Annotated in this window: 21 protein-coding genes and 1 pseudogene; 14 read left to right on the plus strand and 8 right to left on the minus strand. The window is 66.6% G+C overall.

The genetic code is table 11. The annotated features are described in order from the left end of the window. Window positions 1-21: 21 nt before the first annotated feature. A pseudogene (locus tag ABNF93_RS29460) lies at window positions 22-1,229 on the minus strand (IS3 family transposase); the annotation flags it as partial. Window positions 1,230-1,584: 355 nt separating this feature from the next. Between ABNF93_RS29460 and ABNF93_RS29465 the strand changes: the two are divergent. Further along, on the plus strand, window positions 1,585-1,935 hold the full coding sequence (locus tag ABNF93_RS29465) for a helix-turn-helix domain-containing protein (protein WP_349331489.1): 351 nt from the start codon (window positions 1,585-1,587) through the stop codon (window positions 1,933-1,935). Window positions 1,936-1,993: 58 nt separating this feature from the next. Here ABNF93_RS29465 and ABNF93_RS29470 read toward each other — a convergent pair whose 3' ends face one another. Continuing rightward, window positions 1,994-3,568: an alkaline phosphatase D family protein gene (locus ABNF93_RS29470; protein ID WP_349331490.1), complete on the minus strand. Its 1,575-nt coding sequence runs from the start codon at window positions 3,566-3,568 to the stop codon at window positions 1,994-1,996. A gap of 643 nt (window positions 3,569-4,211) precedes the next feature. Between ABNF93_RS29470 and ABNF93_RS29475 the strand changes: the two genes are divergently transcribed. Continuing rightward, a complete protein-coding gene (locus tag ABNF93_RS29475) occupies window positions 4,212-7,865 on the plus strand; it encodes an alpha-glucuronidase family glycosyl hydrolase (RefSeq protein ID WP_349331491.1) in 3,654 nt (1,217 codons plus the stop codon). 45 nt (window positions 7,866-7,910) lie between these two features. Continuing rightward, the gene (locus ABNF93_RS29480; RefSeq protein ID WP_349331492.1) at window positions 7,911-10,088 is read left to right on the plus strand and encodes a hypothetical protein; all 2,178 of its coding nucleotides are present in this window, start codon (window positions 7,911-7,913) and stop codon (window positions 10,086-10,088) included. Window positions 10,089-10,204: 116 nt separating this feature from the next. On the opposite strand, the gene ABNF93_RS29485 is transcribed toward ABNF93_RS29480, so the two are convergent. Further along, window positions 10,205-11,212: an aldo/keto reductase gene (locus ABNF93_RS29485; protein WP_349331493.1), complete on the minus strand. Its 1,008-nt coding sequence runs from the start codon at window positions 11,210-11,212 to the stop codon at window positions 10,205-10,207. A 258-nt stretch (window positions 11,213-11,470) separates the two neighbouring features. On the opposite strand from ABNF93_RS29485, the gene ABNF93_RS29490 reads away from it, so the two are divergent. Next, window positions 11,471-12,325 carry a sulfotransferase domain-containing protein gene (locus ABNF93_RS29490; RefSeq protein ID WP_349331494.1) on the plus strand — a complete coding sequence of 285 codons (855 nt, stop codon included), beginning with the start codon at window positions 11,471-11,473 and terminating at the stop codon, window positions 12,323-12,325. Between the two features lie 74 nt (window positions 12,326-12,399). Here the strand turns inward: ABNF93_RS29490 and ABNF93_RS29495 are convergent, their stop codons facing one another. The 3 genes from ABNF93_RS29495 to ABNF93_RS29505 all read right to left on the minus strand — a co-directional run bounded on the left by ABNF93_RS29495 (window position 12,400) and on the right by ABNF93_RS29505 (window position 14,477). Continuing rightward, window positions 12,400-12,966 carry a sulfotransferase family protein gene (locus tag ABNF93_RS29495; RefSeq protein WP_349331495.1) on the minus strand — a complete coding sequence of 189 codons (567 nt, stop codon included), beginning with the start codon at window positions 12,964-12,966 and terminating at the stop codon, window positions 12,400-12,402. A gap of 83 nt (window positions 12,967-13,049) precedes the next feature. Continuing rightward, window positions 13,050-13,280 carry a hypothetical protein gene (locus ABNF93_RS29500; protein ID WP_349331496.1) on the minus strand — a complete coding sequence of 77 codons (231 nt, stop codon included), beginning with the start codon at window positions 13,278-13,280 and terminating at the stop codon, window positions 13,050-13,052. A gap of 141 nt (window positions 13,281-13,421) precedes the next feature. Continuing rightward, window positions 13,422-14,477 (minus strand): DUF5005 domain-containing protein, encoded by a 1,056-nt coding sequence (locus ABNF93_RS29505; protein ID WP_349331497.1) that lies wholly within the window; start codon window positions 14,475-14,477, stop codon window positions 13,422-13,424. A gap of 430 nt (window positions 14,478-14,907) precedes the next feature. Between ABNF93_RS29505 and ABNF93_RS29510 the strand changes: the two genes are divergently transcribed. Then, complete coding sequence (locus tag ABNF93_RS29510; RefSeq protein WP_349331498.1) at window positions 14,908-15,258, plus strand: ArsC/Spx/MgsR family protein; 351 nt, start codon at window positions 14,908-14,910, stop codon at window positions 15,256-15,258. A 51-nt stretch (window positions 15,259-15,309) separates the two neighbouring features. Here ABNF93_RS29510 and ABNF93_RS29515 read toward each other — a convergent pair whose 3' ends face one another. Beyond that, on the minus strand, window positions 15,310-16,272 hold the full coding sequence (locus tag ABNF93_RS29515; RefSeq protein WP_349331499.1) for a phosphotransferase family protein: 963 nt from the start codon (window positions 16,270-16,272) through the stop codon (window positions 15,310-15,312). Window positions 16,273-17,241: 969 nt separating this feature from the next. Here ABNF93_RS29515 and ABNF93_RS29520 point away from each other — a divergent pair. The 4 genes from ABNF93_RS29520 to ABNF93_RS29535 all read left to right on the plus strand — a co-directional run bounded on the left by ABNF93_RS29520 (window position 17,242) and on the right by ABNF93_RS29535 (window position 20,306). Continuing rightward, entirely contained in the window at window positions 17,242-17,418 is a 177-nt protein-coding gene (locus tag ABNF93_RS29520; protein ID WP_349331500.1) for a hypothetical protein, read from the plus strand. 175 nt (window positions 17,419-17,593) lie between these two features. Continuing rightward, a complete protein-coding gene (locus ABNF93_RS29525; RefSeq protein WP_349331501.1) occupies window positions 17,594-18,334 on the plus strand; it encodes a DUF899 family protein in 741 nt (246 codons plus the stop codon). Window positions 18,335-18,486: 152 nt separating this feature from the next. Next, the gene (locus ABNF93_RS29530; RefSeq protein WP_349331502.1) at window positions 18,487-19,401 is read left to right on the plus strand and encodes a phosphotransferase; all 915 of its coding nucleotides are present in this window, start codon (window positions 18,487-18,489) and stop codon (window positions 19,399-19,401) included. After that, window positions 19,398-20,306, plus strand: a complete 909-nt coding sequence (locus ABNF93_RS29535; protein ID WP_349331503.1) for a phosphotransferase family protein — start codon at window positions 19,398-19,400, stop codon at window positions 20,304-20,306. The genes ABNF93_RS29530 and ABNF93_RS29535 overlap by 4 nt, the downstream gene beginning before the upstream one ends. A 136-nt stretch (window positions 20,307-20,442) precedes the next feature. Here ABNF93_RS29535 and ABNF93_RS29540 read toward each other — a convergent pair whose 3' ends face one another. Further along, on the minus strand, window positions 20,443-21,033 hold the full coding sequence (locus ABNF93_RS29540) for an ATP-binding cassette domain-containing protein (protein WP_349331530.1): 591 nt from the start codon (window positions 21,031-21,033) through the stop codon (window positions 20,443-20,445). A 108-nt stretch (window positions 21,034-21,141) separates the two neighbouring features. Here ABNF93_RS29540 and ABNF93_RS29545 point away from each other — a divergent pair, with 108 nt between their 5' ends. From ABNF93_RS29545 to ABNF93_RS29565, 5 genes are all read left to right on the plus strand, one after another. Further along, window positions 21,142-21,492 (plus strand): PadR family transcriptional regulator, encoded by a 351-nt coding sequence (locus tag ABNF93_RS29545; RefSeq protein WP_349331505.1) that lies wholly within the window; start codon window positions 21,142-21,144, stop codon window positions 21,490-21,492. Between the two features lies 1 nt (window position 21,493). Then, window positions 21,494-22,183, plus strand: coding sequence for an HAAS signaling domain-containing protein (locus ABNF93_RS29550; protein WP_349331506.1), 690 nt, complete (start codon window positions 21,494-21,496; stop codon window positions 22,181-22,183). A 316-nt stretch (window positions 22,184-22,499) separates the two neighbouring features. Then, window positions 22,500-23,012, plus strand: a complete 513-nt coding sequence (locus ABNF93_RS29555; RefSeq protein WP_349331507.1) for a SigE family RNA polymerase sigma factor — start codon at window positions 22,500-22,502, stop codon at window positions 23,010-23,012. Beyond that, the gene (locus ABNF93_RS29560) at window positions 23,009-24,346 is read left to right on the plus strand and encodes a TolB family protein (RefSeq protein ID WP_349331508.1); all 1,338 of its coding nucleotides are present in this window, start codon (window positions 23,009-23,011) and stop codon (window positions 24,344-24,346) included. Before ABNF93_RS29555 ends, ABNF93_RS29560 begins: the two co-directional genes overlap by 4 nt. A gap of 14 nt (window positions 24,347-24,360) precedes the next feature. After that, window positions 24,361-24,591, plus strand: a complete 231-nt coding sequence (locus ABNF93_RS29565) for a hypothetical protein (protein ID WP_349331509.1) — start codon at window positions 24,361-24,363, stop codon at window positions 24,589-24,591. Window positions 24,592-24,829: the final 238 nt, after the last annotated feature.

Below are 24,829 nucleotides of genomic sequence, written 5' to 3' on the forward strand. Positions count from 1 at the left end.
CCGGGTTTGGTGCACTGTCGGTTACGTGTGAGTGGCTGGTCGGCCGTCTCGGGTTGATGCATGGTAGTTGGCTTCGTACTCGGCTGGTGGTTGCCGGTCGAGTCGGTGCATGAGGCGGTGTGTGTTGTACCAGTGGACCCAGTCGGCGGTGATGGTTTCGACGTCGCCGAGGCTGGTGAGTGGTCCTGGTCGGAAGGGTGAGTCGGCGCGGATGCATTCGTGCTTGTAGAGCCCGATCGTGGTCTCGGCGAGGGCGGTCTCGAACGCGTCCCCGACGCTACCGATCGAGGGGATCATTCCGGCCAGCAGGAGCGATTCGGCGAAGCGTACGCTGGTGTACTGCGAGCCGGCATCGGAGTGGTGAATCGTGTGGCCCAGCAAGGGATTTCCCTGCCTGGCACGGAACGCCGCGGCTTGGGCGATCGCAGCCTGGACGAACCTGGTGTGCTTCGAGGTCGAGCACTCCCAGCCGACGATCCGCCCGGCGAACGCGTCGATCACGAACGCGGTGTAGACGAACACGCCGGTGACCAGCCGCACGTAGGTGAAGTCCGCGACCACAAGCCGGTTCGGTGCGGACACCCGGAACTGGCGGTCGACCAGATCCGGGGCACGGTCTGCGGCCGGGTCCGGCACAGTGGTGCGAACCTTGCTGGCCCGGCGCACGCCCTGCCAGCCGCCTGCCCGCATCAGCCGCTCCACCGTGCACCTGGCGACCCCGATGCCTCGACGGTTCAGGTGTGCCCACATCTTCAGCGACCCGTACAGCGGCTCCGGCGGACGTCGACCATGCTCGTCACCGACGTAGTAGCCGGCCAGCACCTCGGTGATCGTGGCATCCCACAGATCCCGCTTGCTCGGTGCTCTCGATGCCCAGACGTAGTAGGTTCTCGGGGCGATCTGGCAGCCGTGCCCAGACAACACACGACAGATCGGAGCGACCCCGAACCGAGCCCTATGCTCGGCGATGAACTGACAGATCATCGAACTCGCGGGTCGCTCTCCCGCACGAAGAAACTCGTCGCAGCCTTGAGGATCTCGATCGTCTGCTCCAGCTCGGCGTTACGGCGCTTGAGCTCCCGAATCTCCCTCGCGGTGGCGGTCGTCGTCCCGTCACGATCACCGGAATCGACCTCGGCCTGACGCAGCCACTTTCGCAGCGTCTCCGGGTTCATCCCCAACCGCCCAGCGACCGTCTTGATCGCCTCCCACTCCGAGGCATAGTCATCGGGCTGATCGGTGGATGCTGTAGACGGCCCGCCCGTCTACAGCGAGCGGCCCGGGTTGCTCACATTTTGCGCACGTAGGCATTGCATCTGATTCATATCAATGGCCATCGGATTGGATATTGCCTGCGTTTGTTGAGCGGCAGTTGGCAGTGGATGACAGCGGTCTTGTCCTGATGGTCTGCCTGCTTCCCCCTACGGAGTAGAAGGTCGATCAGACGAGCCCAACGATCAACGTGCGGCCCTGCCGGGGACCGATCTGTTTCATCTAGTGCCGCGCCAACTGGGGTTGTGTCGTAATCGTGTCGCCTTGTGTGAGGCCGTTTGGTGCTCGAGGCTTGCGTGTGGAGGCGGTCGTGTGGCGCGCAAGCCGGAGGTGTTCGCGCGGGAGTTGTCGGTTGATGAGGGTCGGCGGTTGCAGCGGATCGCGCGGTCGTCGAAGCAGCCGATCCGGTTGCGGCGGGCGGCGATCGTGTTGGCGTCGGCGGCGGGTCGGCCGGTGCCGGATATCGCCGAGTTGTTTCAGACATCGCAGGGCTATGTGCGGCGAGTGATCCACGACTGCAACGAGCACGGGTTCGGTGCTTTGGACCCAAAATGGAGCAGCGGGCCGAGAGCACGGATCGGCCCGAGCGTGCGTGAGCGGATCTGCCGCATCGCCTCGTGTCACCCGACCGAGCTGGGGTTGCCGTTCACTCCCCCACTGTGACGCGACCCCGACGAGGATCGGCCCTTCCCGCACTGGGGTCGGATGGCTCGGTTCTCACCTACTGGTCGACCTGCTGGATGCCGGGCACTCCCGCCTCAAGGTGGACGCGAGCCGCGGTCTCCAGTGGTGCACCGGGTTGGCTGACGTACGGCACGATCCGATAGTCGGTACGCCAAGTCTCCGGCGAAACCTCGCATCGGACGTATCCGCGCTGGGAGTTGTGGAACTTCATGTGGGGGTTCTCGCGCAACCAGATCTCCCCGAGCGCGTCCGTCGGCTGGCCGTCACGGCCCGAACTGATCGACGTACCAAGGAACTCGCTGCCGATCGTGGCGGACGACGAGTCGTTGAAGTCGATCTTCAGATCGGCGGCGACGCTGCGGTGGGCGTCCCCGGTGAGGATGACGAAGTTCTCGACGCCACGGTCGCGGACACCGTCGAACAAGCGCTGGCGCGCGGCGGCATACCCATCCCACGGGTCGAGGCCCCAGCGCACCTCCGGTCCGTCGGTGTGGTCCGCCTGCATCATGAAGACCTGGTTGCCCACGACGTTCCACGTCGCGTCGGAGCGGCCCAGCCCATCGAGTAACCACTGTTCCTGCTCCGGGCCGAGCATCGTGCGCTGCGGATCGTGCCGGTCGTCGGGATCGGTGACCTGGACGTCGCGGTACTGGCGGGTGTCCACCATAGACAGCTGCGCCAGCTGACCAAAGAACAGCCGGCGGTAGAGCTGCATGTCCGGACCTTCCGGCCGGGACGCCAGCCGCAACGGCTGGTTCTCGTAGAACGCCTGGAACGCGGCCGCGCGACGCTGGAGGAAGACCTCCGGATCCTGGTCTGGCTCGCTGTCGGGTTGCGAATGGCTACCGGCCCAGTTGTTCTCCACGTCGTGGTCGTCGAGCGTGACGATCCACGGGAACGCCGCATGGGCGGCCTGGAGGTCCGAATCGAGCTTGTATTGGCCAAAGCGTACGCGATAGTCGGCAAGGGAGAAGACTTCACGCGCGGGGAGATGGCCGCGGCCGATGGAGCCCTGTGCGCCGCCCTCATAGATGTAGTCGCCGAGGTGCACCACGAAGTCGAGATCATCCCGGGACATGTGCCGCAGCGCCGTGAAATGGCCTTCAGGGACGTTCTGACAGCTGGCGAAGGCGAAGGACAGCGAGGAGAGCACCGCATCGATCGCAGGTGCAGTCCGCGTGCGACCGGTGGAGCTGACGTAGTCGCCAGTACGGAATCGGTACCAGTACTCCCGGTCGGGCCGCAGGCCACTGACCTCAACATGGATGGAGTGGCCGAGGTGCGGTGTGGCCTCGGCCCCGCCCGCGCGGACGACACGGCGGAACAACGAGTCCTCGGCCACCTGCCAGTTGACCGGGACCACACTGTCCGGCATCCCACCCATGCCGTCCAATGAGGTCGGTTCGGGAGCCAGTCGCGTCCACAACACCACGCCGTCCGGACGCGGATCGCCCGAGGCGACCCCCAGGGTGAACGGATTACTCGGAAAGCGCGGGCTCGCCCAGGCCCTGCTGGACGAGGTCATCGCCGCCGTCAGCGCCAACGTGAGCGCACCGCCGCTCGCCATCGCAACGAACTGGCGCCTGCTGGACATGAGGCGTCTGCTCGCCATGCTTGTGCCCCTTCTCGCGACGTGTCGAAGTCGTGGGAGGGCATCACCTGACGGACGTCAGAGCCGCATCTCGCTGTCCCAACCCGCAGGGACTGTACTGGCGTAAACCACGCAGGTCAGCAGACACAAGGTGAACTCGTCCAAAACGGTCTGGCGCACCGCGGATCGTTGCTTCGGACGAACCTGTTCGTGCGACCTTCGCGGCTTGGCCCTGCGTGTGGCCGCAGCACTGTCCTGGCGGACCGAACGGCGCCTGCGGCAACACGTATCCGAGCCTCGTCGTGCTGGGTTTCCACGCGAAGCGGGAACAGACGGGCGCCAGAACCATCGGCTAGTCGAGGATTCCTACCGTCGTGTGCGCGCGCACCACTGGCAGCGTCGACTCGTCGAGAGGGCGCCGAGACGGACGGCGAAGGTGAGCTCCGCCCGCTGTGGTTGGACGACGATGCCAGTTTCCTCGCGCACTTCACGGACACGACCTGCTCCTCCACGATCGGAGGGAAGCGCATCATCAACGTTGCGGCTAGCCAGACTCAGCGGTGGTGCGGTGAGCCGAGCGCCAGAGCGGTGAACAAGGCTTGACCTGTCCACGTGCGCGTGCTCCTGTCTCGTTGGGATCGATGGTTGATCGTGGGGAGGGAACGTGGACGCTAGGCTGAATCGACGTAGGTTTCTCCAGGCCGGTGCGCTCGCCGCGAGCGTGTCCGCTGGCCTGTCGGGAGGGCAGCAACCGGCCGCCGGGGCCACCACCTTCCGCGGTGTCGCGAGACCAGAGCCGGAGGACGGGTATGACCTCTGGTTGCGTTACCGACTGGTCGGCGATGCCGGGCGGCTCGCCGAGTACCGTCACCTGCTGCCGGAGGTCGTCGTCGAGGGGGACTCGGCTCGGATCGGCTCCGTACGCACTGAACTGGGCAAGGCGTTACCCGGCCTGCTCGGACGCGACGTGCCCTTCGTCGAGGTGCCGACGCGACCGTCCTCGCTGGTCGTTGGTACCTGGGACGGTTCGCCCCTCGTTCGTTCGTTGGTGAGTCGCGGCGAGATCGAACGCGTCGGTCCGGAGGGATTTCTGATCCGGTGGCGGCTGGCTGGCGGTCGTCGCCATCTGGTCGTGGCCGGCACCGGTGGTGCAGGAGTACTCCATGGCACTTTCGCCTTGTTGCGCAGGCTGCAACGCCATCAGTCCCTGCGCGGCCTCGACGTCGACGAGCACCCTCGCATGCCGTTGCGGCTGGTCAACCACTGGGACAACCTCAACCGTAGTGTCGAGCGGGGCTATGCCGGGCGTTCCCTCTTCGACTGGAATGCGCTGCCGGCGCCCGACCCCCGCTACACCGACTACGCCCGCGCGCTCGCCTCTCTCGGCATCAACGGCACCGTGGTCAACAACGTCAACGCCAATCCGGCGTTCCTGACCTCGGACATGATCGTCCGCCTGGCCGGCCTCGCGGACGCCCTACGTCCGTGGGGTGTCCGCTTCCACCTGTCGGCCAACTTCGCAGCGCCGTTGGCCCTCGGCGAGCTGCCCACGGCCGATCCCCTCGACCCGGCCGTGCAGACCTGGTGGCGGGACAAGGCCGACGAGATCTACGCCGCCATCCCGGACTTCGGTGGCTTCCTCGTCAAGGCAAACTCCGAAGGCCAGCCGGGACCGACCGACTACGGACGTACGCATGCCGACGGCGCCAACGCCCTCGCCCAGGCAGTCCATCCGTACGGCGGAATCGTCATGTGGCGCGCGTTCGTCTACGACGCGAGCGACGGTGATGTCTCCACCGATGCCTACGAGACGTTCACGCCACTGGACGGTGAGTTCGCCGAGAACGTCGTCCTGCAGGCGAAGTACGGCCCGGTGGACTTCCATATCCGGGAGCCCGTGCATCCACTCTTCGGAGCGATGCCACAGACGAACATGATGCTCGAGCTGCAGATCACCCAGGAGCACACGGGCCACGCGACCGACCTGTGCTACCTGCCCACCTGGTGGTCCCAGGTTCTCGACTTCGACACCCGGGCGCGCGGGAAGGGCACGACCGTGGCACGCGTGGTGGACGGCACGGCGTACGACTACGCCCACTGCGGTGCGGCAGGTGTGCTCAACTGGGGCGACGAGCGAACCTGGTCCGGTCACCATCTCGCCGCCGCCAACGCACATGGCTACGGCCGGTTGATGTGGGATCCATCGACCCAACCGGCCGAGATCGCCCGCGAGTGGACCGAGCTCACCTTCGGCACCGACCCCGCCGTGGTCGAGCCGGTCCGCCAGATGCTGCTCGGCTCGTGGCAGACGTTTGAGAACTACACCTCACCGCTCGGCGTCGGCAACATGGTCGCGGCCTCCGGCGGGCACTACGCCCCCGACCCGGTGGGATCGCAGTCGGCGCACCGCTCCGACGCCGACGGCACCGGATTCGACCGCACGGCGGCGACCGGCACCGGCTTCACCGCGCTCTACCACCAGCCGTGGCGGCAGGCCTACGAATCGCTCGCGGACTGCCCCGACGAGTTGCTCCTCTTCATGCACCATGTGCCGTACGACCATCGGCTGCACTCCGGTCGTACCGTCCTCGACCACATCTACGAGACCCACTTCGCCGGCCTCGCCACGGTCGAGGACTACCGCAAGACCTGGGGTGAACTCGCTGACCGCATCGACGAACGCCGGCACGCGGAGGTTCTCGCGCGGTTCGATCAGCACGTCGGCCACGCCACCGCGTGGCGGGACAGCATCGTCGGCTACTACTTCGAGTTGAGCCGGCGGCTCGCGACGAACCGTTCGTGGGTCCAGATCACGGTGCCGCCGGAATCCGAACTCCTGTTGGGCGGTTGGCCAACGCGGGTGCCGATGAGGGCGGGGAACGCCTCACCCGACCGGCTGGATCTCACCGCCCGCGTCGACGTCTCGGACGCACCCGGTGGACCTGACGGTTGGACCGCCCGGACGGCGGCCGCCGCAGTCTCGTCGCAGGAGTTCGCGACCCTCGTCCCCACCGTGGTCCCACCCGCGGCGGGACTCGACGCGACGCTTGACCTCGACGTCGCCGCCGGCGACCTGCCGGTCATCGGTGCGACCGGCGTCGCCTTCTCCGTGGCGCCGGCCGCGCAGCTGTGCCACCTCGCCCTCGACGCGGGCGGGCCGAGCAGTCCGGTGTTCACGTCGTACGCCCGCCTCACCCCGAACGACGCCTGGGACGCCGACCGCGGCTACGGCTGGGTGGGTCCGCCGCCGGAGTTCCGCGACCGGGGCAGCGGACTCGACCCGCTCCGGCGCGACTTCTGCAACGCCACCCGGCCGGCCACCCTGCGGGTGCGGGTGCCGGCGGGAACGCATGAGGCGTACCTCCTCGTCGGGGACGTCGTGGGCTCCGCGCCCACCGTCATCTCCTCGGGCGGTGTCGAGCTGGGCCGCAGCGATCCCCTGCCCGGCGGGGTGTTCGCCTGGGTCCACTTCCCCCTTGACGGTGAGGCCGCCGGTCGCGACGTGGACCTCGAGCTCGCCAGCCTGCCCGGGGAGCACTGGCATCTGAACGCGTTCGCGATCGTCGACGCCACCGCCGCGCCGCCGCCGGTCGTCGTGGGCGCGGTGTCCGAACCCAGCCTGCGGCTGCTGCCCGGTGAGCCGACACCGGTGCGGTTCTGGCTCTACAACTTCACCGACGCCGATCAAGCGATCGAGCCGGTCCTCAGCGTCGCCGACGGTTATTCGGCCGAGCTGGAAACCCCGCACGTCGATGTACCAGGCGGTGGGGATGTCGAGGTGACGCTCACGGTCACCCGGGATCCCGCGACTGGCGGCGCCGGCGAACTGACGGTCACCATCGACGGCGACTCCCGCACGATCGGCCTCCAACCGGTCGACAACTGGCTCGTCGCCGCACAGCTGTCCGCGTCCAGCACCCACGCGCCATCGTCCGTCGCCAACCTCAACGACGGGAACACCGACTCTGAGCAGTGGGGTGGTGGTGGCGCAGGCGGATGGAACGACGGTACGCCCGGCGTCTTCCCCGACTCGGTCACCGCAGCCTGGCCGCATCCCGTGCCGCTCGGTCGGGTGACCGTGCACACGCTGGACGCGGAGGCGTTACCGGCTTCCGTGTACGGCGTCCGCGACTACGACGTCGAGATCCATGCGGTGGGTGGCGAGTGGCAGGTCGTGGCCGAGGTGCGTGGCAACACCACCGGAGCGGTAGGGAGCAGCTTCGACCCGACCGAGACCGACGCCCTGCGGATCGTCGTCCACGACAGCAACGACCATGCGTACAGCCGCCTCGTCGAGATCGAGGCGTTCAGCAGCTGAACGGACCGACGGGGCCGAGACCGAACGACGAGGGAGAGCGGTGTCATGGACAACGAGCGGCGGCCGGCACGGCTGGATCGTGCGACGTTCCTGAAGGTAGCCGGCGGGGTGGCCGCCGGCGGCGTGCTCGCTCCCTGGTGGCCGGCCGCCAGCCAGGTGCTGGCCGAACCGGCAAGCGAGAAGCTGCGCGTGGACCTGTCCGAGCCAGCGGGGAAGCCGACCTACTCCGCAACCGGTTTCCTGCACGGCCTCGGCGAGGACGGTACGCAACCACCGGACCCGTTGCTGCTTCCGTTGAAGGCGAAACTCTTCCGTGGCGGCGGGTCTACCCTGCCGGGCGGGGCGTGGTCGAAGGGCGGATACGACGGATACGCGGTGCGGTGGCAAAACGTCGTCGACCGTTACCGCCGGGTGGCGCCACCGCCGATCGAAGCCGAGTACTGCATCGTGCTGAGCGACCTGTGGGGCGCGGAGGGCGTCACGCTCCAGCCGACCGATCCGTACCCCGGCGACGACGGCGACTGGACGAGCTGGGAACGATTCCTCACCCAGCTCGTGAGCGACGCACACGCCGCGCGGCTGGACCCGGACCGGATCCAGTACGAGATCTGGAACGAGCCCGACTTCGGCGACCACTACTGGCCCCGCCCGTGGGAGCAGTACGTCCAGACGTGGCAACGAGGCGTGCGCCTGATCCGCGCGTTGGATCCGCGAGCCCGCATCGTCGGGCCGACCTTCACCCGGATGACGACCTCCGGCGACGGCGGCCACATGGACGACTGGCTCGACATGGCCGTCGCGAGCGACACCGTACCCGACATCCTGGCCTGGCACGACCTGATCCCGAACCGCGACCCCGTCGACCAGGCAGGGCTCGCCCGTCAGCTCCTCGCCGAGCGGGGCCTCGCCGGCGTCCGCCTCGAGCTGAACGAATACCTCCCAGGCGGCCAGCTCAATCCCGGCTTCAACGCGTGGTACATCGCCCGGCTCCAGCGGTCCGGGATCGACTACACGGCACTCGCGATCTACGGGCCATGCTGCATGTTCCCGCTCCTCGACGGCCTGCTCGTCGACGTCGACGGCGAGCTGGTGACCGACGCGCGCTGGTGGGCGTACCAACGGTACGCCTCCATCACCGGAACGCTCGTGACCACACGCCCCACCGGCGATGTCGACGCCGTAGCAGGTGCGGACCCGGAGAACCGGCGGGTGCGGGTCCTTGTGGGCAACCGGATCGGCGCCGCCAGCGGCGAACTCGCCTCGCCCTTCTCGGTCACAATCGACGGCCTTCGACACGCTCAGACCTACCTCCTTCGCGGCGGCAACATCCCGATACGGCTCGAACGCATCCCCCACAAGGCCGTACTCAGCGAACCCGAAGCCGTCAAGGACATCGACCTCACCCCCAAGGGCGGCGAAGTGACCATCACCTTCGACTGGGCGGACCCACGGGATGCCTACGTCCTCACATTGGGCAAACACGAGACCGACCTGCCCGCCTACGCCGTGGTCGAGGTCCTCCCCGAGCGCCCGGTGCTGCTGCCCGGCGAGCCAACAACCGTGACGTTCCGGATCCGCAACTACACCGACACCGACCTGACGCTCGAACCGAGAGTGTCAGTGCCGGACGGGTACACCGCCGCCACGGCTGCATCGGTCACGGTGCCCGCGGAGGGAGATGCCGAACTCCAGGTGACCGTGACCCGTGCGACGACCGATCTTCGCGAGGTGGAGCTGCGCCTCGACGTCGGCGACTTGATGTCGCTGGTGAGGCTCGAGCCAAGTGACAACTGGGTACGCATCGCCGAGATGACGGCGTCGAGTACGCACAGTCCGTCCTCCCCGGCATTCCTCAACGACGGCCGGACCGACCCCGACGATTGGGGCGGCGGCGGAGCGAACGGATGGAACGACGACACACCCGGCCAGTGGCCCGACACGATAACGGCGACCTGGACCCATCCGATCACCCTGAACCGCGTCGTCGTCCACACCCTCAACTCCGCCGTCTACCCCGCCTCGGCCTGGGGAGTACGCGACTACGACATCGAAATCCAGGCCAATGAGACCTGGCAGACCATCGCCCAGGTACGCGGGAACGTGACGGGCGTGGACGAAAGCAAATTCACCTCGGTCGAAACTGACACGTTGCGCATCGTCATCCACGACACCAACGACCACACTTACAGCCGCCTCGTCGAAATCGAGGGATACCACAGCTGACGGAGCGGCTCGAGCTCCGCCCCGTCGACACCCGGCGACGTCCTGGACAGCTGGGGTGAGGACCTCGAACTTCTGCGACCAGCGTAGGCCCCAAGGCGCACAGTCGGTGCTTTCGCTCAGCCGCGCCCGGGAGCAAAGTAGTCCAACAGGTTGAACGGGTACGGCTTGGGTTGCGTACTGACCTGCGCGAGCAGGTCCTGGTGCTCGTCACTCAGGCTCCATCCGCTGGCGCCGAGACTGGAGCGGACCTGTTCGATCGTTCGTGGGCCGATGATGGGGGCGGTGACGCCCGGCTGCTGCATCAGCCAACGAATGGAAACCTGTGGCACCGATCGTCCCGTCTCGGCTGCGACCTTCTCGACCGCGTCGAGGATGGTCCAGGTGCGTTCGTTGTTGTACTGCTCCCAGGACATGTCGAACGGTATGTCCGAGCTGTCCTGCACGCGGCTGGACTGCGGACGCGGCGCGTCGCGCTTGAACCTGCCCGACAGCCACCCGGCCCGCAAGGGACTCCAGGGCAGTACGCCGAGGCCCTCGGCAAGGCACACCTGCAGGGAGTCCCACTCGATCTCTCGGTCCAGCAGGTTGTAGAGCGGCTGCAGTGCGACGTAGCGGGCCCAGCCGTTGCGTTCGCTGAGGTCCAGCGCCTTCTGCAACTGCCATCCGGCGAGATTGCTGGCTCCGATGTAGCGAATCTTGCCTGCCGTCACCAGGTCGCTCAGCGCCGACAGTGTCTCAGCGATGGGTGTGGTCTCGTCCCAGGCGTGGGTGTAGTAGAGGTCGATGTAGTCGGTGCCCAGCCTCGACAGACTGGCGTCCACGGAGGAGAAGATGTTCTTGCGGCTGAGGCCGGTGTTGGCCGGACCGGCTGTCCATCTCCCCAGCAGTTTGGTGGCGATGACGAAGTCGTCCCGGTCGCGCCGGGCGAGCCAGCGCCCGAGCACCTCCTCCGACCGACCTTCGGTGTAGCCCTTGGCGGTATCGATGAAATTTCCACCCTGATCGGCGAACTCGTCCAGGATCTCGAAACTGGTCTCCTCATCACTGGGGCCGCCGAAGTACATGGCGCCAAGGCACAGCTCGCTCACTTTCAGTCCGGATCGGCCGAGCAGACGATATTCCATAGAGACAACGCCTCGTTTCTGTAGTCAACCTGGGTCGAGCCAACGCTATGACTTCGAGCGCGCTCCAGGTCAACTCACGTGCGAGCGCACCATCGGGAGGCAAATGGCGTGAGTCGACGGTAGCGAGCCGCTCGTCGGATGCCCGACTGGTGCGTTGACCGTGAGCGCCAGGTCAAATCGTTGGCGAGAGCGACTCTCCACTGGTAAGCAGGTCGCCATGCAGATCACCACTCGTCAGCCACCTGATCGTGAGGCGCGATGAGCCTGCCGAGTTTTGTGGTGATCGGGGCGATGAAGGCGGGCACCTCGAGCCTTCGTCACTACCTTGATGGGCATCCCGACGTCTTCGTGGGTCGCGGCGGAATGCTCGGCGAACCGAACTTCTTCGTAGCTGAGGACAACTGGCGCCGCGGCCGTGGCTGGTACGAGTCTCTCTTTGACGACGCCGACAGCGCGCTTGCGATCGGGGAGTGCTCTCCGTGCTATACGTGGGCCCACGTCTATCGCGGCGTGCCCGAGCGGATGGCACAGGTCGTTCCCGAGGCGCGTCTCGTCTACGTGGTGCGCGACCCCATCGCTCGCATGCGTTCGATGTACATGCACCAAGTCTCGGCCGGGCGGGAGAGGCGCCGCGCGAAGGAAGCTCTGCTGGATGAGCGTTATATCGGGCCAAGTTTGTACGGCTTCCAACTCGCGGCGTTTCTCGATCACTTCGATCGGAGTCAGGTCCTCGTGGTCGCGAGCGAGGTGCTTCGCGACAGACCGCGTGAGGTGCTGAGCGCGGTGTTCGCCCACCTCGCCGTCGATCCCGCCGCGGTCGACCTCGACAAGCGGCATCACGACCACCGTTCGATAGACAAGCCCGTCCCGCGCCTGCACGATCTCCAGTGGCTGCCGCGACGTCAGGTCAAGCTCCTTCCGCGGTGGCGACCTGATCAACGCACCGGGCTGGCTCGGTTCCTCACCACCCGACGTGCGCGCGCCGACGACTCCGCGATCCCGCGCGAACTCCGCGACCGGCTTGCCGAGCGACTGCTCCCCGACATCCGCGGCTTCGAGGATCTCCTCGGTCACGAAATACCCAGCAGTTGGAAGTGGACGACGGCGCATTAGTGGAAAAACCGTCCTCCAGGACAACGCGACTACCATTTCCGTCGCCAGCTTGAGACGTAAGAGCCTCAATACCCCTAACTGCTGGGTGTACCCATCGTCTTGTTCTCGTGCGGAAACTCGATGCCCGGAATCGGCTCGCGCAGGAATCCGCACAGCTTCTCCCACCCGTCGCCGGTGGTGATGTCCAGGACCAACAGACGCTCGGGATCTACCGTGCCGATCACCGCTTCATTGTGCTCGCGGAAGCGCTTCCTGAACAGGAACTCGTGTGCCACCGGCGATCCGTACGCGAGGTTGCGCAGCCGCCACCGAAACGTGTCTCTCACCGGGTCAGTGACCGGGTGCGCGCGGTTGAAATGGTGTCCTACGCTTCGCCACCACGCATCTTCAGGTCGTACCGTGAGGATCACGAGCAGGTCTGGATAGGCATCTACCAGCTCACGATAGAAGTAGGCGGTTGGCAGGTCGGTGACAGCGTCCACGTCGTCGTACAGTCGGAAGTTCGGATCGTTATCCACGCCGTAGATGATGTCGTTCAGCCGTTGCTGGTCGCAGTGAAGAGTTTCATATCCGAGGATGCCCAACGCGCGAGCGAGGGAGGTCGTACCGGTCTTGCTCAGTCCCGCCCCGAGAATCTTCATCCGATCATTCCCTCAATCGCCGTGACTGGCCGACGCAGCGTGACTCGTCGGGTTCCCGGTGGTGATGCGCGACCTCGGCTGGCCTATTGGTAGCCCCGTGCCTGGAGATGGTACAGCTCGGCGTAGTGGCCACCGGCGGCCATGAGCTCTGCATGCGTGCCGATCTCCGAGACGCGGCCGTGGTCGATGACAACAACGAGGTCGGCGGCGGCGACCGTGGAGAATCGGTGTGTCACCAGCAGCGGCGGACCTGCCCACGAGTTCGCGGAGTTCGTCGGCAACCTGTGAGAGGCGACCAGGCTGGGCTGGGTCATGGGTGAACCACGACCGCAGTCGCACATAGGTACTCATCGTTGGCAGTGTGGTTCAGGACCCGCTGCTCCGCACTCCGATTTGTCGACGGACTCCGCGCGACACCCGTCGAATGGTGAGCCGCGGCGGATGGCCCGGTGCGCTTACTGCGTGGTGAGGTGGATGTCGACAAACCGTGGGCGGTTGAAGTTGGCGTTCGTCTTGATCACGTCGAGCCCACCGGACGCGTTCACGTTGTACGAGATCGTCAGCGTGCCCGGCTTGCTGATGGCTGGGTGCGCGGCGATGTTGTACGGCGCGTACAAGCCTTCACCCGAATGCGCCTCCGGCGCGACATAGACCGCCTGGCGACCGTCGAACGGTCCGGTCGGTGAGTCTGCGACTGAGACGTAGATGGTGTCCCCGAGCAGCGAGTCGGAGGTGGTCAGCACCCACTTGCCTTCCACCGGCGTCACGCTGTACGACGCACCCATCTCCCGGGCAACGCGCGCCGAGGCGCCGGGATCGCTGGTCCACGTCTCGCCGGTGAAGTACGTCCACGAGTCGATGTCGGCAAGATGGCCGACGCGGGTGCGGGCGACGTGCATGTGCTTGTCGAGCCAGACGGATTCGACACCGTAGATGTAGAGGAACTGTCCACAGCGGACCACGTCGACGCCCCAGGCGACGTCACCATCCATCGGCACCGTTGTCACGGCATCGATGTCGAAGTCCTTGTCGAACGTGACCAGTGTGGTGCCGATCCATGCGAAGTTGAACGGTGGCGGATCGTCGGTGGGGCCCTGTTCGTACTCGAAGACCTGCAGTTTGCCGTCGTCGACGATGCCATCACCGTTCCACTGCCACAGCGGGCCGGCAAGGGAGGTCGGATCATCCCGGGTTCCGCCGGTGATGGTGAGGTCGGGCAGACCGTCACGACCGCCCAGGACGGCGGAGTTGTTGACGAGTCCAGGCGAGTCGCCGAGGCTCTCATCGTCGTTGACCGGGCCCAGCCAGGTGTCGTTGAACAGCCAGACGACCTGCTTCCCGGGCAGGAGGGTCGAATAGGTGCCGTCAGCCGCGGCCCAGCCGCCTTCGTTCTCCCAGCCCCCACCGCTGTTGCCGAACTCCCGCCACGCCTCGGTGAGCTCGACGTTGGCTGTCGCGTCCTCGACCACGACGTCCCTTCCCGTCGGGAACCCGATGCACGTCCCCGGCATGGGGTCCGTCGACCGCGGATCTGGACCGGTCGCTGATGCGGCAGTGGGAGCCAGAATCGCTGTCAGTGCCGCTGCGGCTAGGAGGGATACCCCACACCTGAACCGAAGTCGTTTCTGCATGAGGTACCTCCAGGCTTGGTGTCCCTGTGCACGCGAGCGCCGCGGCATGCGCGCCAGGACACAGTGTCAGGAGGTCGACCAGGAATGTCCACGCCGACGTCGAAGTAGGCCCGTCAGACGTCCTGAATCGGCTCACTGGAGGCCCTGCTGCGGGTCACGCCCCGCACATCGACGCTGTGGGGCCGGCATGCGCCGCCATCTGGTGTCGTGAGGCGCCGGGCTGGCGATTCACGGCGGGTTGCTGGTACTGATGCTTCTCGAAGCCGACCCGACACCTTGCTCACCTTGCTGACCCCGGAGGACCTCAGCTGTGGAGATCTGGATCAACCCGGCATGTTCGAAGTGCCGTGCCGCCACCAAGGCCCTCGACGAGGCCGGGGTCGTCTACACGGTTCGCCGCTACCTCGACGATCCGCCCACCGCGGACGAGTTGAACGATGTCCTGTCGCGGATGAAACTCGAGCCCTGGGATCTCGTTCGGCACAACGAGCCTGCTGCCCAACCTCTCCGTGACCTTCCCCGCGACGCCGCTCACCGCGAGGCGTGGATCGAAGCGATGGTCTCCCAGCCCATCCTCATCCAACGCCCCATCCTCACCGCCGACGACTCCACCACCGCGGTCGTGCGAGACCCCGAAACGCTCGCCACATTCCTGCCGTGACGGGGACGGTCCGCCGTGACTTGACCGCGGAGCCTGCGCTGCGATCGGCGATCACGACAAGCGCTCGGTGATCAGGGTGCGGATCAGGTGGCCTATCCGCTCGATGCAGGCCCGGTCGCCTTCAGTCACGCCGATCGCGAGCGATCCCAGGGCGATGATCAGTGTGTGGAAGTCCAACCGTCGCCGGTACGTCTCGTCTGTCGGCGCGGCGTAGCCGGCCAGGAGCGGTGGCAGGTCCAGCCGCGGGTCGCGAACTCGGAGCACGGCCAGGTCGTGGACCGGGGCACCGGGCAGCCAGTCGCCGAAGTCGATGATCCCGCTGACCCGTACGGTCGCGCCGTCCGTACCGTCACCTGTCACGAAGATGTGCTTCGGGCTGAGGTCCCCATGACACAACACCCACTGCTCACAAGGAAACGCACGGACGTATCCGTCCACCAGGTCGAGCATCCGATCGAACTCGGGGACCGTAAACCCGGCGGCGAGGATCTTGTCCCCATCCTCGTATCGGCGAGCCAACTCGGTGCCCATGACGGTGGGCCAGTCAGGTCCGTCATGGACAGCGACTGCGTTCATGCGTGCTATCAGTCCGCCGATCTCTACGAGGACCCCGTGGCGTTGCCGCATCGAGAGTCGATCAACGACGTCGCCGAGCGGGCGGCCGGGCACGGTGCGCTGCACCATCACGGGAAATTCCGAGCCGTCCATCTGGACCGTCTCCAGCAGCAGGATCTCCGGGACGGGCACGCCGACGGCACGGGCCGTTTCGATCGCCCGAGCCTCGCCGGCCGAGCGGGCCGGAGTCGTGACATCATCGAAGCGGAGGATCCGGACCACGACATCCTGGTTGTCGACACATCGCACCCGGTAGACCTCGTTCGAGTACCCCTCCACGATCCGGTCCAGCCGGTCGATCCGGGCTCCCACGGCATGACGTACGAGCTCGACCAGCACCGAGCGAGGCGTACTCGCCTGAGCGAGCTGCCACTCCACATACGAGCCCAGCGGCGACATGCGGCCATTCCAACAAGCCGGCCGCCCAAGGACCAGAGGGTTTTGTCCGACGGGAGCCTCACCCGAGGTGCGGGTGGGCTCAATTCAGGCTTTGGCGATCGAGTGCTGCCCGAAGCTGCTTGAGCGCCTCGCGCCTCCAGAATTCCCGGTGAGGGTACTGGTCGTTGCGGTTCCAGCGCATTGTCGTGACGCCGGCCCACATCAGGATGCGGAACCTGTTGGACGAGATGGTGATTCGCCCAGGGGTAGAGCTCGGCGACCTGACCTCCACCCGCCCGTGCCCGAGCCGGGATTCCATGAGTAGGAATCCGTTAGCTGCGGGACTCCTCTGCCTACACCAATAGCCTCCGGCAGGCGCGGGTGAAGATCCAATAACCGCTGGTAATGCCCTGCCAGCGGCGACCCGTCGCGCACGACACGACCCGCGTCACAGTTGCCGGACGAACCGCTCGACGGCGGCATGCCATCAGGAAGCCGGCGCGACAAGGATTCGAGTCGTGGGTGGTCGGGCTCCCAGCCGCGCGGCTCCGCCCTCTGTCCTGATAGGTCGCCTCAAAGTGGGCCGAGCGAACGGTACGGCCAATCGGCCATCGCCGGTATCGGATCTCACCAGCCGAGCGAGGTCACGACCTTGACGTCGCTGCGCAACCGATCATCAACCATCTCCCAGAACCAGCCGGTCCGGCTCACGGCCGACGGCTCCAGGCGTCGACCGATCGACGACCACCTGCGCGCGAGTTCTCCGGGCCAGACCGGGCTCGCCTTGGCAATACATCGACGGCACGGACATCATCCTGGCGGCCATGCCCACAGAGCGCTTTACAGTATCCAAGACCACGATCGCACTGCGGACCGAAGACTGTCGCGGTGGCGTATGCGATTTTCGATACGCCCGCGATATGCGGACGCTGGTAGGCATGGCCACCATGACGAACCAGCCCGCATGAATGACACCGGTTCCGCCTCGCCGTGGCGTCGGCGCACGCTGCTCGGCACGCTCGACGCCGCGCCGTTGGCCGCTGGAGGAGTTGGGTCGGCGTCGTCCTCAGCGACTACGACGACCTCCAGGAGTTCGGGGAGATCGTCGACCAGGAGCAGCGGGCCATCACTGGCGGCCAGCCAAATGACGCACCAGGCGGCGGCTGACGAGCGGCCACGGCTGGCCGACGCCAAGAGCAGGGTTCCCCCCTGCCATTCTCGTGGGTAATGGGAGCACGCTCGGTCTGGGCCATGGCAAATGAAAATGTGAGCCACCAGATGTCGAATCCCGTATAGCCCCGTTCGTCGGTGGGTAAACCGCAACGGATGCATGGAGGCGATCATGAACGACCAACCAACCAGCACGGGCCTCCCGCCTGTGGTGGACAGAAGGACCTGGCAGGAGGCGCGGGAGGCACTGTTCGCACGGGAGAAGGCGCACACCCGCGAAGGGGACGCGATCGCGGCGGCGCGGCGGCGGCTGCCAATGGTGGAGATCGACGCCACCATCGAGGTGATCGGTGCTCACGGGCCGATCCCGATCCTCGACGTCTTCGAAGGTCGCAAGCAGCTGATCGCTTACTTCCACGCCTGGTGGCCCGACCAGCCCGCCACGGAGCAGTGCGAGGGGTGCACGTTCTTCAACTGCCAGGTCCGCGAGCTGTCCTACCTCCACTCCCGCGACATCACCTACGCCGTCCTCTGCAAGGGCCCGTACGCCGAAAGCGTCCGTTACCGGGACTTCCTGGGCTTGGATATGCCGTGGTACTCGGCCGAGAAGACCGCGCCACGACTCCTGGAGGGTCGCGACTGGCAGACACACCATCTCGTCTGCTATGTCCGCGACGGGGAGCGGGTGTTCGAGACGTACTACACCGGTGGTCGCGGTGTCGAGATCATGGCCCCCACCCTCGGGCTGCAGGACATGACCGTCTACGGGCGCCAGGAGGCGTGGGAGGACTCCCCCGGCGGCTGGCCCCAACCCTGGTACAGCGCCGAGAATCCCGATACCTGGCGTACGAACGGACGCCCCATCGCCCAGTGGTCACGCATCGAAGCCGGCCGCTCTGACCAGCTGACCTAACGATCAGCTCGGACGCGTGTCCGTTGCGGATCCGCATGCGTACGCCGGGTCCGGGCCGCGCGCATGCGTCAAGCCCTCGGATGGTTGTCGGTTGCGTCCAGCTAGTGGTCCGTGTAACCGTCGGTGCTCACCACTCTGCGACGGGAGCCGCCATGACTGAGCATCGGCTTGAGTTCAGGATCTCCGAGAATCCTTGGGCACCCGCAGCCGCAGTGGTCGAGATCAACGAGCGCTGCGGCTGCGGACTGGAGCTCGTTGGCTTGGCCGAGCAAGAGGGAGGCGTGAGCAGTGCGGCGTTCGTTCGCTGGCCCGATGGCCGCGACGGTGCGATCAGCAGGTCCAAGCTGCCGTTGGCCCGGATGCGTCAGACGGCTGAAGCGGTGAACCTTGCCAAGGCGGCTGGGCTGCCGGTTGCTCGACATGAGCTCGTCGTGCAGCTCTCCGACGGCCTTGTGGCCATCGTCCAGGAGCGCCTTCCCGGCAGGCATGCAACTCGGATCGACGCACGTGTGATTGACGCGGTGGTGGAGACGAACGAGCGGTTCGCACATCTGCTTGCGGACCGGCTCGACATACCGACGTCTGCCGCCTTTCCGACGCCGGATGGTGGCGGCCACCGATGGGAGGAGACGCTCGGCCAGTACAGCGACCGCACGAGACGCGTACTCAAGCGGCTCTACGAGATCGATGGTGGTGAGCTCTACGCCATGACCGGCGACGATCTCATCCACACCGACTACTCCCTGGGCAACCTGCTCTTCGACGAGCAAGGAGAGATCAGCGGCATCGTGGACTGGAACTTCGGAGCAGAGCGCGGCGACCGACGTTACGCGCTACTCGGGATGCGCGGCTACCTCGCCGGCGATGGGCGTTGGCACGAGGGACACGACGCGGCGTCCGATCGGCTCGAGGAGGTGCTCGCCACCATGATCGAACCGGCATTGCTACGAACCTACCTTGCGCACAGGGCGGTTCACGGCCTGCACGGATCGATCGAAAACTTCCCACACAGACCCGACCGCATCGAGCGAGATCTCCGCGCCGCGGAGATGCAGCTTGCCACGTGACGCGCGACCTGATGGCCAGCGATCACCCCGGGTGGGCGGCGGTGGTCGCCGAGACCGTGCCATGTGCCTCGGTACGCGGGGTCTGCCGCATCGGTGGTGGCATGGCCGCCGAGACCTTCGCGATCGAGACCACCGACGGGTCAGTCGTCGTCAAGCGGTTCCGGCGTCGGCGTAGCAATGCGGTTCGGTTCGAGTGGGAGCGGCTTGGCTTCGCTCAGCGGGTGGACGCTCCGGTGCCGCGGCCGCTCACCCTCGACACCGAGGGCCGCTGGCTCGACATGCCGTCACTCGCCATGACCCGACTGCCCGGGCGCCTGAACCTCCGTCCCACAGACGTCGACGGGTGGCTCCAGCAGCTCGCGTACGCACTCGTCGCCATCCACCACACCGACACCACCGGCGCCGAGGGCCCGCTCCTGCGTCCGTCGTGGGTCCAGACCTGGCGGCCGCCCAAGCTACGCAGTCCGAGCCCCTTGACCGACCAGACCGTCGCGGCGATCCAGCGCCACCTTCCCGGCGTGTCCTGGCAGCCGGTCCTGATCCACGGCGACTTCCACCCCGGCAACACCTTGTGGTGCCGCGGCCAGCTCACCGGCATCGCGGACTGGTGCGAGTCCCGGCTCGGCCCGGCATCGTTCGACCTCGCCACTTGTCGGGTGGACATGGCCCTCCTCCTCGGGCCCGCAGCCGCCGACCGGCTGACCCACCACTACGCCGCCGTCGCTGGTGCGGAACCGGCCGACCTCCCGGTCTTCGACCTCATCTTGGGGCTCGACGCCCTCCGCAAAATGACACGGGTGCTCAGGGGCTACCGACTGCAGGGAGTCATCGTCAATCCGGAGCAGTTCACAGACCGGGCGACCGTCTTCCTGCGCCACGCGCTCGCCGAGCTGGGAGCATCCTGACCGGACGTTCGCTACGTCACACCGCTCCATAGTTTCTGGTCCCTCCGCGGCTCGATCCTGCACGAAGACGCGCCACTTGTCGCAGGAGACACCACCCGAAGCACGTCCGGCTTTCGGGCGCCGGGCGCACGATGCGCTACCGATAGGAGCGGGCTTGGAGGTTGAAGAGTTCGGCATAGAGGCCGCCGTGGGCGAGGAGCTGGTCCTGGCTGTCGGTTTCGGTGATGCGGCCGCGGTCGAGGACGATGATGTGGTCGGCCATGCGGACAGTGGAGAAGCGGTGGGAAACCAGGATGGTGATGGCGCCGGTGTCGTGTCGCAGCTGCGTCGCTGCGGAGGTCCAGCGTTCGAAGAGGCGGTGTTCGGTGTCGGCGTCCAGCGCCGCGGTCGGCTCGTCGAGAAGTAGCAGGAGCGGGTGGCGACGCATCATGGCACGGCCGAGTGCGATCTTCTGCCATTGTCCGCCGGACAGGTCGGTGCCGCCAGGCCAGTTGGGCCCGAGTTGGGTGTCGAGGCCGGCGGGAAGAGTGTGGGGAACATCGGTAGCGCCGGCGCGGTCGAGTGCTGCGGCGACTGCACGTGGGTCGTCGATGGAGGTCAGATCACCGATGCCGACGGCTTCCCGGGCGAGGAACTCGAATCGGGCGTGGTCCTGGAAGCCGGCGGAGACGCGTTGCCGCCACCGGTCGGGGTCGAGTGCGGCCAGATTCGCCCCGTCGATGCTGATCCGGCCGGTGGGTGGGTTGGTAGAGACCGGCCAGCAGTTTGACCAACGTGGTCTTGCCTGCACCGTTGTCCCCGACCGCCGGACCCTCCCGACGCTACTATGCGACGCATGGAACCAGGCGGTGCACGCAATGTGCTCACGCAGATGCGGCGCGGCACTTTGGCCTACTGCGTCCTCGCCGTCCTCCGCGACCGGGAACGCTACGGCTTTGAGCTCGTACGGGTACTCGGCACGGTCGACGGGATGGTGACGAGTGAGGGGACGATCTATCCGCTGCTCGCGCGGTTACGACGACAGGGACTGGTTGAGACGACCTGGCAGGAGTCCTCGGCTGGTCCGCCCCGGCGCTACTACCGACTGACCCGTGCTGGCCGGGGTTCGCTGGACGACTTCGCCGAAGAGTGGGTTCGCTTCCGCGACGGTGTTGACCTATTCCTGGCAGGTCGAACGGAGAGCTGACATGAACGACGCCGCAACCGTCTTCGACGACTACCTCCGCCGGTTAGAAGGTGCGGCGCAGAAGCTCCCGGCCAGCCGGCGCGAGGAGCTGCTGTCCCAGATCCGCGAGCACCTGGACGAGGTGAAGACCACCCTTGCCCCTAATGACGATCGTCGAGCACGCGAAGCCGTCGAACGGCTCGGCGATCCAGAGCACATCGTCCTAGAAGCGATGGACTCAGGCGCCCCCGCGGACGGAGCCAGACCAGTCGCGGCCGATGAAGGCCCGCCTCCGGCGAATACCAGGACTCCAGTCTTCGAGATGATCGCGGTCATACTTCTGCTCGGCGGCGGATTCCTGCTCGGCGTCGGCTGGATTGCCGGTGCCGTCATGACGTGGGTATCAACCCGGTGGTCGGTACTCGACAAGCTTCTCGGCTCCCTCGTATGGCCAGGCGGCCTGGCGGCAGTGTGGTTTTCGATGTCGATCACGACCAAAACCTGCACGGAATACATCGACACCGACTTTGATGAAGCAGGCAAGCCACAGACGACCGAGACACTTACACGGTCCTGCAGCGGATTTGCCCTACCGGAGTGGCTCGGCACCCCGCTGCTGGTGATTCTGCTCCTCGCACCGATCGCGGTGGCCCTCTACCTGTTGCGCCGCGCTGCCCGTCAGAGCCCTCTGAAGAACCCACACGGCCGATGAAGATCAACAGGCGGGTGTTCGTAACCTTCGGTTCCGCTGGGCGGCCGGACCGATCCACCTACTGCTCCCCGCATCATGTGGCGGCTTGCCCACCCCTGCCGTACCGCGACTGCGGCCTCCGCTCCGACGAAGCCGGTGACTGGGTCCAGGTCGCCGGCCCTGCCAAGCCCGGACAGGTGCCGCTGTACATGGCTCGTGCCCGGCGCCTGCAGTGAGCCTGCCATCGTCAGGTTCTGTGTCGTGTCGCGATTTCTCCGGTGCCGGTGACCTCCGGCGGGCGAGGTCACGTCGTCTAGGTCTGTGAGGGGAGGTGCCCGTGGAGATCACGCAGGAGGAGGCGTTCAACGTGTTCGTGTCGACCCGTTCTCAGGCGTTGATGCGGACGGCGTATCTGCTCACCGGCGACGCGCAATTGGCGGAGGACCTTCTGCAGACTTCCCTGTTCAACACTGCTCGGCGGTGGAGCCGGATCGATGGCGCCCACGAGGCGTACGTACGCCGGGTGATGTACCACGAGAGCGTCTCGCGCTGGCGCCGCCGACGGGTCCGCGAGTCGGCGTACGACGAGCTATCCGACGACCGTGTCACGACCGACGCCGACGTCGCCATGCGGGTCACCCTCGCCAAAGCGCTCGCACGGCTGACGCCTAGGCAGCGGACCGTGCTGGTTCTCCGCTTCTACGAAGACCTCACCGAACGGCAGACCGCGGCGGTGCTCGACATCGGCGTCGGCACGGTGAAGTCACTCACCCGGCAGGCCCTGGCCCGTCTGCGGGTGCTGGCGCCCGACCTGGCCGGGTTGGTGGGAGCCGGCGGTGAGCCGGAATGACCGAACGACTCCATGATCTACTCGAACGGCTCGCCGACGACGCTCCCCGGCCGCGTGTTGACCACGACCTGTTCCGACGCGCCAGGCGGGCCCGACGCCGCGACCGGATGCTGGTCGCCGCGGGCGCGGTGGCCCTCGTGGTTTTGATCGTGGCGGGCATATCGGTGCTGAGCGCCGACGGCAAGTGGCGCACCGACCTCGTTACACCCGTAACCGAGAACGACGTCCCGGCCATGCCGTCGCGCCTCTATCGCGTCCCCGAGCACGTCAACGGCGTGGAGGACAACCTCGCGATAGGACCCGTGGCAGTGGCGTACTACGGCGATTCCGAGGCAGTTGTGCTCGTCTCCGCCGTGGACGGCCAGTATCGCCGGGTGCGCCTACCAGGCCTGATCGAGTTCGCCTACATGATCGAGCACCGCATGATGGCGCTCTCCCCTGATGGCACGAAGCTCGCCTACGCCTGGCACGCTGCAGTGCCCGAGAACGACAACCCCCGCGTCCCCAGCGGAGTTGCCGTCGTGGACCTGATGACCGGTGAGGTGCGGCGCTATGCCAGACCCGGTGGTCAAGGTGTCGAGGCAGGCCAGGTCTCCTGGTCACCCAACGGCAGGTTCCTCACCTACACGCTCACGAACCACAAAGTGTGGGACGGCAGCAGCGCCGATGGTCAGATGCGCATTGAACGGCTCGACGTCCACGATGGATCGGCGACGGTGCTCCCCTTCCCCCAAGCCGACGGCAGCCCCGCCGTCAGCGATGACGGCCGGGTTGGTGTCGTCGGGTTCGACTTCGCGTGGTCGTGGGATCCCGACCACCGTCCCCAGCTCACTCGAGTGGAGTTGGGACGACCAATGGGCACTGCCGCGTGGTCCCCGACCGGTGCACGGATCGCCATCGGATCCGACGACCTGAACGAGGACGCGCCCATCGTTGTGATCGACCCACGCAACGACTCCCGCCTGCATATCGACAGGCCCGGACTGAACCAGGTCGCAGCGTGGTTGGACGACTCGCGCATCGTGGTGCTCCATGTCGAACCTCAGGCATTGGGAGCTGAATCGGAGACTGACGTACCAGACAGGTCGCTCCAGGTCCTTGACGTCGATCGCGGCACGGTGAGAACTCGGCTACCCCTCGGACAAGCCTCCGACGAGTACACGTTCGCGACAGCGCTGCTCCAGCGGCCGTCGCGAGACTTTTCCGAGCCGGACTGGCCCCCTAACTGGGGTGCCATCGCGACCACCACCATCAAGATCGGTCTTGCACTGCTGCTCGCATCATCTGTCGCAGGATCGCTCATCCAGCAACGGCGCCGAAGGCGCGACCCATAAGCGCACAGTCCAGCTTGGGTCGGGATGACTTCGCTCCGCTGACCGTGTCGATGCGGATGTCGTTCTCGCCGAACCCCGTCTTCGACACCGGCGACCAAGAGAATGCCCACATCCGCGTACGACAACTGGGTGCCGAGGTGCTCGTCATCGAACCCGACGAGCGTTCCTCGCGCGCTCCCGCACCGTCGGCGTCGATCCGGCACAGGTCGCGGCATGGGCAGGCCACAGCGTCGCGGTCCTCCTGAGGGTCTACGTACGGTGCGTCGCGGGCCGGGACGAGATCGCGAGGAAGCGCATCGAGCGGGCCCTCGAGGAGGATGGGCGCGACGGCACCGACCCCCAGGCACGCCTGACCTGCACGAACGTCTCCACGACGCAGCCTCTCGGGGCGCATTCGGGACAGTGACGGGTTAGGCGGCTCGTGCGTGCCTTTGCCTGACCATTTCTGGGCAGGCGATCGCAAAGGCCAGCGCCGCTCGGCCG

The organism is Actinopolymorpha sp. B9G3 (assembly GCF_040120725.1).
Taxonomy (GTDB): domain Bacteria; phylum Actinomycetota; class Actinomycetes; order Propionibacteriales; family Actinopolymorphaceae; genus Thermasporomyces.